Origin of the sequence: Desulfosediminicola flagellatus, from assembly GCF_005116655.2 — a bacterium.
Classification (GTDB): domain Bacteria; phylum Desulfobacterota; class Desulfobulbia; order Desulfobulbales; family Desulfocapsaceae; genus Desulfopila; species Desulfopila flagellata.
In genome coordinates this window covers 5412501-5427311 of the sequence record NZ_CP050698.1, presented here as the reverse complement: position 1 = coordinate 5427311, position 14811 = coordinate 5412501, and the positions used below count along the sequence as shown (strand labels likewise).

The following is a 14811-nucleotide window of genomic DNA, read 5'->3' as shown; positions in this document are numbered from 1 at the left end:
GGACATCTGGTAGCTATCCTGACCATATTTACGAGTTATACCCGAAAATTAGATATTCATCACGACAAGGAATCCGTATGCTGGAACAGGCAAATGGTATCGAATCCCGGGCAGCCAATGTGGATTATGACCGGGCTGCAGAGTTGTATCAGCGTATATCAGAAAATATTCAAAAGATCATCAAAGGAAAGGAGCAGACAGTAAAGTTGCTACTTGCCGCTTTTTTTGCTGGTGGACATGTCCTCTTAGAAGATGTTCCGGGGACGGGTAAGACTACTGTGGCCAAAACATTGGCAAAATCTGTCGATACCAGTTTCGGTAGGTTACAGTTTACCCCGGATCTATTGCCATCGGACATTGTCGGTATTTCTATATACAGACAGCATAGTGGTGAATTTGAATTTATCAAAGGCCCTGTTTTTACGAACATTCTCTTGGCGGATGAGATAAACAGAGCCAGCCCCAGGACTCAGTCTGCATTGCTGGAGGCGATGGAAGAACGGCAGGTCACGATGGAGGGAAAGAAGTTTACTCTAAGTGCGCTCTTTTTTGTTATAGCGACCCAAAACCCTGTGGAGTCTCACGGGACATATCCTCTACCTGAGTCGCAAATGGACAGATTCATGATAAAGCTCTCCCCTGGGTATCTTGACAGGGATTCCGAGGCCACAGTGCTGTTTGAACAACTTGAATCACATCCTTTAGAACATATTGAAGCTGTAACATCTGAAAACGAAGTTATAGAAATTGGCAGGGCTTTGACCACTATACGGATATCCGAAGAACTAAGGTACTATATTGTAGATATCGTCAGCGCCACCAGATTGGCGGAAAATGTTGTACTGGGGGCAAGCGTACGGGCATCTCTATCACTTATGCGCATTTCACAGGCGCTGGCACTTTTTGGAGGGCGTGAGTTTGTAATCCCTGAGGACATTGTGGAAGCGGCACCCTATGTGCTGTCGCATCGCCTTCAACTCACCTCACAGGCATTGTTTGCAGGTGTAACCCAGGATGCTGTCGTAAATTCAATAATTCAGGAGCTCCCAACTCCGAAATGAGCCCGAAACTTTATAAACTGTATATCATTATAACGCGCATCAAACGGCATCTGCATCGTAAGGTGAGTCAGGCCGGCAGGATGATGATAGCTTTTGCGGGGCTATCGGTATTGTTTGGTATAAATACACGACAGACGATGATCTATCAGCTGGCTGCGCTGGCAGTCATCCTTCTGCTTATTGCTTTTCCATTATCATTTCTGTTCAGGAACGTTTTTCGTGTAAGAAGGATTCTGCCTGAAACATGCACTGCAGGAGAAAAGCTGACCTACTTTCTGCATCTCGAAAACTCCAGCGATAAACGAACTTCAGGGTTGTTTTACACTGAGATTTCAGGTTCCCGCTTCCCTACCTTTGAGGAGTTCGACTCCATTCAGGAGGAAGGTGAGGGTGACCGGAACCTCTTTGATAGAAAATTTGGGTATTACCGCTGGTTGTGGTTGCTTAAGCGGAGTTCTGGGGCGCAATTCGAAACCTTTCCGTTACCCGCACTGGAGGCAGGGGAAAAACGGCAGGTGGAAGTTTTTTTCACGCCTACGCGGCGCGGCTACATCAGTCTTTCGGGATACTCTATATATCGGCTTGAACCCCTGGGGTTATTCAAAAAAGAGCTGTTTTTTCCTGATGCGGAAAAGATACTGGTCTTACCTAAAATGTTTCCTGTCGTCCAGGCTGAGATGGATGGTTCGAGAAAGTATCATCAGGGAGGGGTGAGTGGAGCGACTAGTTGCGGAGATTCTGGAGAATTTGTCTCGCTCCGTGAATACAGGCCTGGGGACCCTGTCAAACACATTGACTGGAAGGCAACAGCGAAATCTGGTGAAACAATAGTACGGCAATATCAGGATGAATATTTTTCACGATATGGAATACTTCTCGATACCTTCAATACGTCCGCTATCAACGAGGTGTTTGAAGATGCTGTATCAATAGCGGCTTCTGTTATTGTTCAACAAGACAGGGCAAATAACCTCATTGAGCTCCTCTTTGCAGGTGATAGCTGTATTTCTACACTATCCACCGGACGTGGGCAGTCGACAGAGCACCAGATGCTGGAGGTGCTGGCATGTATTGGTAGCTGCAATAAACGATCATTTTCTGAACTGTCAGAAACTGTTATGGCGCATACCGCAGTTCTGAGCGGACTTATTCTGATTTATATTGATCTTGATGATCAACGAAAAAAGCTTATTGAGTATTTAAAGAGCATACGGATACCTCACAAGGTGATTCTGGTGGTTGCTGATATTGAGGAAGGTGAACGCCTTATTACAGAAATGCAACTTCCTGAGGTGCGGATCTTTAATGTGAGAGATACTTTTAAAACTGTCGAGTTGAAATGAAAATCCCACCACTACTCATGTCGGTTACGCTGGTTTTCTGGGGAGTTGAATCAGGTAACCTGATAGTTTCAATTGTAATTGCCCTGCTTCTGGGCTCAGTGCTTGTGGTTCCAACCCGTCTGAACTTATCTGATGATGATTTTGTTCGTGTTTCAGATCTTACCTCGGTAATTTTTCTTTCTGCCGTTGTGCTGATCATGCTCAACGTGAAAAAAGTACTCTTCTTAAAGACACTTGTTCTTTGGATGCCCGTTATCTTATTGCCGCTGATTCTTGCGCAACTCTATACCGGTCGGGAGAAGATTATTATAGGAACCCGTCTGGGTTTTCGTAAAAAAGAGATCCATAAACATGATCCATTGGATTTTAGATTTTACTATTTTGCCTTAAGTCTTTTCTCTGCTGCAATTCCAAATAGCAGATCACCGCTATTTTTTCCTGTTGTCGGGCTCCTTGTGTTCTGGATATTGTTCGAAAACAGGAGTCGTTCATTTCCGCTGTGGGTTTTTATTACAGTTTTTGTAGGGGCTCTGGGATTTGGGTTTGTCACGTTTAAAGGGGCAGAAGTGGTTCATGAATATGTTCGTTATAAAACACGAATGTTTTTCAGAGGCTATTATTTTTCCCAGGATGCCGACCCCTTTAAATCCAAACTTTCTTTTGGCACCATTGGTAAACTCAAGTCTTCAGGCGATATCCTGCTCAGAGTTGAAGCATCAAATGCCGGGCCGACAATTCTCAGGCAGGCAAGCTATGAAATGTTTAACCAGTATACCTGGTATAGCAATGAGCCGTTTGCGCATGTAGGAGTTTCGAGGTTTGGCTGGGACCTGATGGCTTCACCCAAGGTGACAGGAAGCCGTGCCCGGATTGAATATTATCTGCCAAAAGAGCAGGGCTTACTGCCACAGCCATATGGCAGTTACCGTCTAACGGGGCCGACAATCTATGAAATCGAGCAGAAGAGAGACGGCATTACCAAGATAATTGATGGCGCGTCTCTTATTTCGTATGACATTTTTTATAACTCAAAATTGAGTAATGAAGATGTCCCTTCACATCGTAACGTATCAATACATCCTGAAGAAGATAAACTTATTGGGCAAGTTACGAGCGGATGGAAGGTCGATAATCTTTCTGAAGTCGAGAAAATTGCGCTCATCAGAAAATATTTCGCTGATGATTTCACGTATTCGATTGATGTGTCAGGGCAGGGCGATTTCGAAACACCCTTGGAGAACTTTTTGTTTGGCAACAAAAGTGGATATTGTGAACAATTTGCCACAGCAACAGCATTGTTGTTGAGGAAAATTGGAATACCAAGCAGGTATGTGACAGGCTTTGTGGTTGAAGAGAAAAGTAAGATTGAAAACAAATATATTGTAAGAGACAGACATGCACATGCGTGGAGTGAGGCCTACGTTGGTGGGCGTTGGGTAATGGTGGATACCACACCAGCGGATTGGTTTGCGCTGGAAACTGCAAATAGGCCAAGGCTTGAAATACTCAGTGATTTGTTTGCATATATTAAATTGAAAATAGATCACTTTCGTATTCGAACCGAACAAAATTATGAACTGGTACTCTCAATTCTGACGGTTTTGCTGGCACTTATTCTGGTTATTAAAATCTACAGGAGGATAAATTCTGAAAGAATAGATGCCGCGTCAATCGTAAAGGCACGAATATTTGATGAAATCGATTCGCCGCTTTATGCCATAGAGAAACAGTTAATGGAATTTGGCGTTCCCAGATATAGGAAGGAGCCATTTTTGACATGGGTTGAAAGAATTCAGCAGCGACATACCCTTGAAGTCGAGAAAATCAAACAGATCTACCGATTACACCAGAAGCTGCGGTTTGACCCTGTAGGGTTGGCTACACAAGATAGAAACTCGTTAAAAGCATTGTCAGAGAGTTGGCTGGCACGAGTGAAAGATCATCGTAAACCTTCCTGAGATGGTGGGTGGTGGCAGTATTCCAAATAGCCAGGCGTATCCGCTTAACTATCGTATAGTGCCTGTGCCCGTAACGTTTGAGCATTAACTGGATGCTTTTTAAAATTCTTTCTTGAAAAAGATCTGTGTCTGTTTTCTAGGTTTGTTTTCAAGCTCAGCGAAAATTGAGTAGCCGAGTTTCTTGTAAAAGCCAGGAGCCTGAAAAGTACTCGATTCGAGATGTACGCCTATACAGTCGGCCTTTTGTGCAATTGCTTCTGCTTTTAGAATCAGTTGTGTGCCGTAATCACTGTTTCTATATGATTCTTCTATCCAGAGCAGTTCAATATGGAGCCAGTCCCACGAGATTTTACCGAATAATCCACCAACTATGTCCTCCTTATCGGTAAGACTAAGTAGAACAGAAGATTTTGATAAGCCCGCTATAATCGAATTATTATAGCTGATTAACTCATCCCGGATTTGTTGAAAAAGTTCTTTGCATTCTGCGTTCGAAAAAGCTGAACAATCATGTATCTGAATATTGGTCATGGCAATATTGACTCCGTTAACTTGAAAAAGAAAGGTCCTCACTCTCTTCGACTCAAGAGTATGTAACAATAATTATCGATCTAATCTTCCGTAATTAATATAAAAAATGGAATTAAGGAATGGTTGATCATCCTAGAAATCTAAATAGAAGGAATGTGTATATTTTTAGCAATCAATCTGTTGGAAAGCAATCATTTGGCAAGTGAACGATCACCCCTTCTGTGTATATTGAGTATGTGTAGTGAGTAACATTTTTCAGGTCGAGGCATTCGATTTCGGCAATGAATATCGGTTAGCGTTTTAATTTCCTTAATTAATCCATATTTTCTCCCCATTTTCACATTATCTCTCCTTTAGCTGATATGTAATTCCATTACGTTATTTCGACACCTAAAGCCGGAGAACTCCACTACGATGAAAAAATCACGATCTACGTCAGGTTTTACATTGATTGAGCTTGTAGTGGTTATTTCGATTATTTCAATTATGGCGGTAATTGCCATTCCAAATTTTCTCTCCTGGCTTCCTAATGTGCATTTTCGTGATGCATCGGGAAATCTTCTTTTCGATACGAACCTGGCAAGGATGACCGCAATGAAAAGAAACCGGGAGGTCTCGATCCGTTTTGCAGATACCGGAAGCAGTTATTCTATCTACACAGAGAATGATAGCGGCGGTCAGGATGCAATCAAGGATGTAGAGATGCCTTCCTATGTCACACTCTATAGTTGCGATGCTGTTTTGCCAGAGGAGATTGTCTTTAAACCTAATGGACTACGCAGTAACGGTTCTGTGTCTGAAATGTGCATCCAGAATAGTAATGCGAGGGAGGCGACTCTTCAGGTCAATCTCACAGGTCATGTGAGTATGAACTAGATGAAGGGAATAACGAAGAGCAGAGACATGAAGAGTTTAAAGGTTATTGCCCCGGTTGGGAGATCATCAAATGGTTTTACTCTGGTTGAGCTTTTAGTCACGATGGCCATTTCGATGGTGATAGTTGCGGCCATATTTTCTACCTATCTGTCCCAGCAAAAGACTCAACTTGCCCAGCACCAGGTTGTCGAGATGCAGCAGAACCTGCGTGCCCTAATGACGTTTCTTTCATCGGAGATCCGTCTGGCGGGCTATGATCCTGATTCCGTTGACAATATAGGAATTATAGAGGCAACAAAGAATACCATCAGATTTACCTGGGATTCTGATGGTAACGGTATCACCTCCGGGAGCGGCGATAACGAGAAAGAAGAGGACATCGAGTATGGGTTTGCAGTGGCCGATGATGCTGATGGCGATGGACAGGCAGACAGCGGTGCCGCCTCGTTTTGCAGAAGACGGGCCAATGTTGATAGCAGTGACACTGGGTTTGAGTCTCTTGCTGATAATATCGTGGCAGTCGAATTCCTGTATGTCATGGAAGATACCAACTCCAATAGCATATATGACCCGGAAACTACACTTTCCCCTGCAGCATCTGAATTTGATGATATCCGTGCGGTAACTATTTCTCTTCTGGCGCGAGCGGGCAGGGCAGACAGTGATTTTCTCAATACTTTCTCTTACACGACCGCTTCAGGCGTAATTCTGGGGCCGTATAACGATAATTATCGACGAAGAATGTTGGTGACAAAGGTGAAATTGAGGAATTCGGGATTATGAAAATGTCGACCAGTTCCAACTTTTGTGAAGATGGGTTCACACTCATTGAAGCACTTATTGCCATGTGTATCCTCTCGATTGGGATCCTCTCTCTGTATTCAATGCATATTACCTCAATTGTTAACAATGCGAAGGCCTCAACGCTCACGATGGGTTCGAATCGGGCAATGGAAATGATCGAAGAACTGATCGAAGCCAACTACGACGATCTTGTCGATAGTGACAATGATGGCGAGGCTGGGTTGGACGATCTGGTCAGCGCTGATGATCAGGTAGATAGTAGTGATGGTAATTTCACTATTTACTGGAATGTGGCGGAGGACTATCCCATTGAAGGGTGCAAGATCCTGCGCGTCCATGTCGAGGATAAGGGTATGAGACTAAGTAATGTTCTTACGTATCAGTATATCAGAGAACGGAATATTTAGCCCATATCCTAATGGTATTTCAAAGGAAGATATGAAAACGAGATGTACTGCGAAAGAGTGCGAAGACGGCTTCGTTCTTGTAACCTCGATGATGATCATGCTGATTCTCACGCTGATTGGAATACTCGCTATCAAATCAACCGTCACGGAACTCATGATAAGTGGTGGCGATAAGGTGCGCAAACAGACATTCTATCAGGCAGATGGCGGAAGTGAACTGGCCCAGCACCTTATTTACCAGAATGCCATCTGCTCCACGACTTCAGGTGGCTTTTCATCAGAGATGATTACCAGCAGTATCAAGGTCGAGGACCTCGATTTTTCAGACAATGTTACAACCGATGACCTTTATGACTCAATATCCGATAGCAACAGATCGTTTGTTTACTACCCTGATGAAGTTATTGATGATGCAGTATTGCATACAAACTTTCTGAACACCTCAACTATTAAAAGCTCGGCAGGGAGTGGGATGTTGGCAGGCTCCGGGTACGACGGCACAGGTGTCAGTGTGACGAGCGCTACAGCCAAAGTGTTCACTATTGCCTCGCAGCATCGTGGAAAAGTGAACAGCGAATCTACAGTTGTAGTGAGGTGGCAGGTCGATACCTCTATCCTTACCAGTGCTTCGTCTTTTGACTGCAATTACTAAATGAGATTTTCTATGCCTGCTTTAACTGGATGTTCAAAGCCGTCCTCACTCAGGGTCGGTTCTCTTTTACTTATTTATATTGCATGTTCTTCAGTAGACGGCGTTGTGTTGGCAAGTGAAGAATATAGCATGACTGATTTTCAGACAATGCCGATCAGTATAGTTTCTGAAGGGGTTACCCCAAAGGTTATGATTGCGACGTCAAATGACCATCAACTCTATTATGCCGCGTACAATGACTACACTGATCTTGATGACGATGGTGTTGCAGATACAACGTATAGTAATGATATAGAATATTACGGCTATTTCGATTCGTATAAATGCTATGGATACTCGACATCAAATACACGATTTGAGCCTGCTGCTGTTACTGCCGATAAATATTGCAATGCTGGCGACTCAACAGGCCAGTGGAGCGGTAATTTTCTCAACTGGGTATCTATGTCCAGAATTGATACTATCCGCAAAATTCTATTCGGTGGCCATCGCCGGGTCGATTCTTCTGATACAACAGTACTGGAACGCGCGTATTTACCCCACGATGTGCATAGCTGGGCTAAGTTCTATGGAGGCATAGATTTGCCCCAATTGACACCGTTTACAAGAAGTGACTATTACTGCGATGAGGGTAACCTGTCTGCTGGATGCGCTGGTGATAAAACTCTAATGGGTATCACCTTTGGCAATACCACCGATGTGGATATGGGCCAGTACAATAATACGTTTTCTGAGGAATTTGAGGAACCACCGCTCATCAAGGTCGTGAAGGGCAACTACTCCCTTTGGGCGAGTAACGAAGGTTGGCAATGTACCTGGGCCAGCAATGCCGATTACGACAATCATTCTGCATCTAATGCTAATGATCCTGCCAAGTCAGGTATTTATGCACACTCAAGCAGTCCCTCGTTTACAGAGCATCTGGGCCAGGGAAATTATATTGCCAGAGTACAGGTCTGTGTGAAGGGGCTGCTCGGTGAGGAAAAATGCAAAAGCTACCCGGGCGTAGATGCTGCTGATGATTCAGATGATGTTTATAAACCTATAGGTTTACTACAGACCTATGGCGATAATGATCAAATGGAATTTGGAATGATAGCCGGTTCCTATAAAAAACACGCTTCCGGCGGGGTCTTAATCCGTAATACCGGTTCGATGACGGACGAGATAAATGTTGATACCGATGGTACTTTTTCACATGTTGCAGAGTTTGCTGTAGATGATGGCGTATCAAACAACAGTTCAAGTGCTCAAGGCCTGATTAACGCCTGGAGTCTCTATCGAATAACCGGGTATGATGGTGATGATGGTGACTATGAGGACTCAAGCGGAGACAATTGCCCATGGGGAACCACCACTGCCGCCTTTGAGACTTCTACTAATCGCTGCCATAACTGGGTTAATCCATTTTCAGAAATTTATTATCAGGCCATAAATTATTTTTCAGGTAATGGTGTTATTGGCGATTATCGAGATAATTCAAGTTCAACCAAAATACCGGGCTTACCTGTCCCACAAAACTTTGAGGACCCACTGGACAATGATAATTACTGCGCAGATCTCTATGTCATAAATCTCAATAGCAGCACATCTTCTTATGATTATGATGAGCTTGATGCCCAGAGCTATGGGCCTTCGACAATTTGGGATAGTGATGATCTTCCCGGCGACAAGTCAACCAGTTCGATGACAGATGTGGTCGGCAATGCAGAAGGTATTACAGGGAATTCCTATTTTGTCGGGGAAATTGATCTTGGTTCAGGAGATGATGATCAACTGTGTACACAGAAAACAATTACCAATTTCGGTGATGCAGGTGGAATGTGTCCTGAAGCTCCACGCATGGGAGGTTCCTATAGGATTGCCGGTTTGGCGTACTATGCTCATGTTAAGGACATACGACCTGAGAGTGCAACAGGAAACCGCGATATTGAAGGAACTCAGAGTATTGATACTTTTTCTGTAGCCTTGTCCCCTGGTACTGCTGTAATCGAAATACCGGATCCAGAGGGTTTAGTGTCAGGGCCGCTCGTTACGATTTTACCAGCTTGCAGAGATCAGAGGTCTAATCCGGATGGAAACTGCTCGCTGGTTGCCTTTAAAATTGTGTCTCAGGAAGTGAATCTCGACAGTAAGACTGCAAGCGGTAAGTTTTATATAAACTATGAGGTCTCTGAAATGGGTGGAGACTTCGATCAGGACATGTGGGGCACACTCACCTATAATTTTGATGCTGGAGCTGGCACTCTCTCTGTTACGACCCAGGTACATGCACAATCCAGTGGAGGCCTGATGGGATTCGGTTATGTTATCAGCGGGACTGATGATGACGGCTTTCATGCACATTCAGGTATTAACGGGTTCAGCTATACAGAGACAGTAGCTGTAGATACTGGCAGTCCTGATTGTTCTGACAGCAATGGTTGTAACTGTACTCCTTCCACAGGTGCACATGCAGCATGCAGTTCTTCAGATTCGGGTGCTTCCTCAAAAACCTATACATTAGGCACTTCGACTGCCAGCCTGTTGGAAGATCCTCTCTGGTATGCAGCCAAATATGGCGGTTTTAGTGACTCTAACGATAACGACCTGCCTGATCTCACCTCAGAATGGGATAGTGAAATAAACAGTACCGGTGAGTCCGGCTCTGATGGTATCCCAGACAATTATTTTTATGCAACAGACCCCCGAGAACTTGAAGACGCGCTAACCAGAGTGCTTGATGCCATCATGGACCGCACATCTTCCGGAACTTCAGCGGCGGTTGTATCTGCTAACGTAGAAGGGGAGGGGGCGTTGTATCAGGCATATTACGAGCCGTCACGCAACAGCGCTGCGGATAGTTCAGTTGAGGCCAGCTGGCTCGGTACGGTGAATGCGCTGTGGCTCGACAGTTATGGCAACAGCCGACAGGATTGTACTCCACCAGATGACAATGCGATTAACAGTGATGGTGCATGTGAAACCCTGACTGAATGTGTGCCCAATGGACAACTCGACAACTACTGTGTGGACCAGGTTGTTGCCTCGTATTATGACGAAGGAGAAGGTCGTACACGGATGCGCATTTACTCCAGCAACGATCCGGATATGTTCAGCGCTTACAGTATGCAGGGAGTAGTTACATCCTTTTCCGGCGGCTCAGTAACAATGCGGCCCAATTCTATGGAGGGAGTGGTAGAGTACAGCGGTACAACACTCACCATTTCACCCTATACACTCTCAGGAACCGTAACAGCCTATGATGCAACAACCGGTGAGGTAACCCTGTCAATAGCGGCAGACGATTGGAGTGGACCGGAAGGCGAAACCTTTAATCTATGGACAGTGATCTCCTCTGATGCTGCAGCAACAGGTTATAGCACTGATTCCATAACGATAGCGGCAGGTACGGTGGACTTTACACTATCTCCTTTCGGAACATGGGTCACTCTTGGTGACACCTTGACTTTGCAGACCAAAAATCTCACTGGCGCTTCGGGTGAGTCATTTAGTGGTTGGACAATAACCTGTCTGGAAGGTAGCGATGCAACAGGGACTATCTCATCAGGAAGTGCGAAATTAGATAATGACAGTTCTACAAGTGCATATATCACGACAACTGAGGGCGATTTTTCTAGTTGTGATCGTGCACTCTTTGCAACGTATGATCTGCAGGGTAACGCAGGTAGCAGCTATTCCAGCTGGCAGGTGTCAAATCTCGAAAATAGTTTGGTTGAGGGTACCAGCTCTACAACTATGACTCTGACTAATGATGGTGAGATTTCCTTTATCGTTGCGCCGATCGATGCCTGGCTGGAAGCCGGCGATCAGGTGCGTGTGGCAAACTATAGCACAACTACAGTTGAGCTCGACGAAGTCAGCTATATATGGAATGCGAGGGAACAACTGTACTTAAGCGCATTAACCGATACCGAACTGTCTGTTAACAGGGATTACGATCTGGATAGCGCTGACACAGGCAGATTTATCATTACCTGGGTAGACGATAATTTGGATGGGGTTGTTGATGATACTGAGTGCCGTGCCTTTGAGACGGGAATGCTGAGCCACTCGACCTATCCTGTAAGTTATAGCTTTTTTGATCTGTCCAGCCAAGCAGTGGCTGAGGATCTCATTGATTATATCAGAGGTATTGAAAAGGATGGAAGCCGAAACAGGACTATCCAATACTCCTCGGACGACACAGGGGACAATGTCATGCGTCTTGGGGATATAGTCAACTCAACCCCCACGGTGGTTTCTTCGCCTCAGGAGGGCTATGACATCATCTATAATGATGACAGTTATGGCACATTCAAGAAGCAATATATCAATCGGAGGGTGATGGTCTATGTTGGAGCTAATGATGGATTGATTCATGCGTTTAACGGCGGATTTTATAATGAAACCAACGATGATGATGGTGAAGAGATAATTGAGTATTCAACTTCAGGAAGCCAATATGACGGAACCACTGCAGTAGAACATCCACTAGGCAGTGAACTCTGGGCGTATGCTCCTATGAATCTGCTGCCGCATCTGCAGTGGCTGAAAGATGCCAATTATGATGACAGTCATGTAAGTTTTATTGACGGTAAGCCAAGGGTTTTCGAAGCAAAAATATTTGCTGAGGATGATGATCATCCCGGTGGCTGGGGAACCGTAATGGTTGTTGGCATGAACCTGGGAGGTGGGGAAATGGAGGTTGACGTCCAGCCTTTCGATCAGAATGAGACAGTAGGCCATAGCTTTCGATCTGCCTATGTCATCATTGATATCACCAATCCTGAGGTTGAACCAACGGTATTAGGGGAGATATCACCGCCTGATGGAAGTTTTGCGGCAGTCTATCCGGCCGTTGCCTATTTTCAGGATGTGGATACTGCAACAAACTGTAACGGGTATACAGAGGCATGTAATAGCTGGTATCTGGTTTTCGGTACAGGTCCTGATAATATAGATGCTGATATAGCCTCGGTTGAAAGTTCACAGACAACGAATGCATATCTCTTTGAACTGCAACAGCTCATTACGGGGAAGTCGTCTCCGACGGCTCCAGTAACGTTGGCAGATGGATGCGAAGTCACGGCGTTGAATGATTTTTACAATGTCATTGCCTGCGATACTGGTGTAGCCAGTACTTTTATGGGTACTCCGTCAACGGTTGATTGGGATCTGGATTTTAAGGTGAATACCATCTATTTCGGGCTGGTGAAAGACGCCGATGTGAGTGATGGAGATGAAAGTGGCAGGGTAATGCGTATGGCATTCAAAGATTATGCTGACCCTGCAGAGTGGACTGCACCAGTTACATTTTTCAATGCAGGAAGAGATCTCTCCCTGTATGCGCAACCGATGCTGGGCCTTGACGAAGATGATAATCACTGGCTCTATTTCGGTTCAGGTAGATATTTTTCCACTGCTGATAAATACACGATGGAGACCCAGGGTCTATTCGGAGTCAAGGATTATGAAGATGAAAATTATCCAATAACTACTGATGATCTACTCAATGTAAGTGATGCTGAGGTGTATACAGACGGAACACTCCAGAGTACGATTTCGGCTATTGATGGTTCCGATTTAGCAACCTTTACAGAAATTGAGGATGAAATCGATAGTGGAAGAGCTTCAGGGTGGCTTCTAAATCTGCCGCCCATCACCGGAGAAGCCGGCGCTGTTCCTTCAACGAGAAATGTCACACGATCCAGCCTCACTGGCGGAGTGCTTTTGACTACAGTATTTCAGCCCAGTGGAGATCTCTGCGAAGGTGAGGGAAACAGCAGGTTATATGGCGTATATTATACAACGGGAACCGGCTATCCGGATGTCTCAATTCTTGGTACCAGCACAGAAACTGTAGATGATGAAATCAAATATCTCACCTCAAGGTATATTGATCTTGGCGCTGGAATGGCAAGTGTTCCTGTAGTCCATACAGGTTCCGGGAGTGGCAACAGCAATGTGACAGTCTATAGCCAGATGTCGACTGGGACAACAATTCAGACTGAAGTTGATACTGTAGAAAACGTTCGGTCCGGAAGAATTTCCTGGACAGATCAGGACCCAACTCCGGAATAGGTGGTAACAATGTATATATGTTTCAATGAGTGAGAAAAATACATGACGACTGAGTTTAATCTGAGTTTCGATTATTCTTTGCAGTTGCGTGCTATCTCCTGTATCAGAAAGAAGCAGGAAACGTCTCGCAATGAATAGATTCCTGTACATGTCAGAATTCAGGATCTGGTACTGCAGCTGCAGAATCCTTAATAGTTTCATCTGCTCGTCCTGTCCTTATACGCTATTTCCACTTGTGGAGCAGTAATCCTATGAATATTGAAGTAGACACTCACACTCACACTGTAGCAAGTGGTCATGCTTACAGTACACTTGCCGAAAATATTGCGGTAGCATCCGCCAGAGGTTTAAAATTCCTTGCCATAACCGATCATGGTCCGCAGATGCCGGGGGCGGCGCATTTCTGGTATTTTTTGAATATGCGTGTTATTCCCCGCATAATGCATGGAGTAGGTATATTACGTGGTGTTGAGGCCAATATCATAAATTTCAAGGGTGAGTTGGATATCGACGAAGAGGTGCACCAACACATGGATATCGTTCTTGCCAGCTTCCATCAGCCTGTTATAGCCCCGGCAACGAAGAATCTGCACACCGATGGAATTGTGAGGGCTATGGCTACTGGTAAGATAGACGTCTTTGCCCATGGTGGTAATCCCGCTTTCCCTATTGATGTTGATGAAGTGGCAGGTGCTGCTGCGTCATATAATGTGCTGGTGGAGATCAATAACTCATCGTTTACTACCTCGCGTCCAGGGAGTATGAAAAACTGTGTTGCTCTTGCCGAGGCTGTTGCCCGTCATGATGGCTATCTAACCTTTGGCAGTGATGCCCATATCGCAAGCAAGGTTGGAGCTTTTGAAGAATGTATTCATCTGATTGACACTATTGGCTTTCCGAAAGACCGGATTCTAACACGTAGTGGCGAAAGTTTTCTGACATTTCTCAAAGGAAAAAATAAACAGGTTGATCTTTCGGAGTTTGATCTTCTGTTTACGCGTTAAAACTGATGTTTTTCCAAAGTGACACTGCCTTCAATACAAGAGGAGTTGCGGGCTCTTTACGATTGAGGTGTGAGTAATTCCACAATGAATTCTTGCTGTGATGTCTTTAAAA

Annotated in this window: 10 protein-coding genes; 9 read left to right on the top strand and 1 reads right to left on the bottom strand. The window is 44.8% G+C overall.

Going from position 1 to position 14811, the window contains the following annotated elements; all coding sequences use genetic code 11:
- Positions 1-77 precede the first annotated feature (77 nt).
- Genes FCL46_RS22440 through FCL46_RS22430 form a run of 3 tightly spaced genes read left to right on the top strand, consistent with a single transcriptional unit; the run spans position 78 to position 4362 of the window.
- A complete protein-coding gene (locus tag FCL46_RS22440; protein WP_136809358.1) occupies positions 78-1061 on the top strand; it encodes an AAA family ATPase in 984 nt (327 codons plus the stop codon).
- Positions 1058-2404 carry a DUF58 domain-containing protein gene (locus FCL46_RS22435; RefSeq protein ID WP_136809357.1) on the top strand — a complete coding sequence of 449 codons (1347 nt, stop codon included), beginning with the start codon at positions 1058-1060 and terminating at the stop codon, positions 2402-2404. Before FCL46_RS22440 ends, FCL46_RS22435 begins: the two co-directional genes overlap by 4 nt.
- Positions 2401-4362: a transglutaminase-like domain-containing protein gene (locus tag FCL46_RS22430; protein ID WP_136809356.1), complete on the top strand. Its 1962-nt coding sequence runs from the start codon at positions 2401-2403 to the stop codon at positions 4360-4362. The genes FCL46_RS22435 and FCL46_RS22430 overlap by 4 nt, the downstream gene beginning before the upstream one ends.
- A gap of 99 nt (positions 4363-4461) precedes the next feature.
- On the opposite strand, the gene FCL46_RS22425 is transcribed toward FCL46_RS22430, so the two are convergent.
- On the bottom strand, positions 4462-4893 hold the full coding sequence (locus FCL46_RS22425) for a GNAT family N-acetyltransferase (RefSeq protein ID WP_136809355.1): 432 nt from the start codon (positions 4891-4893) through the stop codon (positions 4462-4464).
- Between the two features lie 414 nt (positions 4894-5307).
- Here FCL46_RS22425 and FCL46_RS28340 point away from each other — a divergent pair, with 414 nt between their 5' ends.
- The 6 genes from FCL46_RS28340 (at position 5308) to FCL46_RS22395 (ending at position 14699) form a co-directional block, all read left to right on the top strand.
- Entirely contained in the window at positions 5308-5769 is a 462-nt protein-coding gene (locus tag FCL46_RS28340; protein WP_136809354.1) for a GspH/FimT family pseudopilin, read from the top strand.
- A gap of 27 nt (positions 5770-5796) precedes the next feature.
- Positions 5797-6552, top strand: coding sequence for a PilW family protein (locus tag FCL46_RS22415; protein ID WP_167506011.1), 756 nt, complete (start codon positions 5797-5799; stop codon positions 6550-6552).
- A complete protein-coding gene (locus tag FCL46_RS22410) occupies positions 6549-6980 on the top strand; it encodes a type IV pilus modification PilV family protein (RefSeq protein WP_136809352.1) in 432 nt (143 codons plus the stop codon). Before FCL46_RS22415 ends, FCL46_RS22410 begins: the two co-directional genes overlap by 4 nt.
- Positions 6981-7011: 31 nt before the next feature.
- Positions 7012-7632 carry a pilus assembly PilX family protein gene (locus tag FCL46_RS22405; RefSeq protein ID WP_167505998.1) on the top strand — a complete coding sequence of 207 codons (621 nt, stop codon included), beginning with the start codon at positions 7012-7014 and terminating at the stop codon, positions 7630-7632.
- Between the two features lie 12 nt (positions 7633-7644).
- Positions 7645-13695: a pilus assembly protein gene (locus tag FCL46_RS22400; protein WP_167505997.1), complete on the top strand. Its 6051-nt coding sequence runs from the start codon at positions 7645-7647 to the stop codon at positions 13693-13695.
- A gap of 251 nt (positions 13696-13946) precedes the next feature.
- Positions 13947-14699 (top strand): phosphatase, encoded by a 753-nt coding sequence (locus tag FCL46_RS22395; RefSeq protein ID WP_136809349.1) that lies wholly within the window; start codon positions 13947-13949, stop codon positions 14697-14699.
- Positions 14700-14811: the final 112 nt, after the last annotated feature.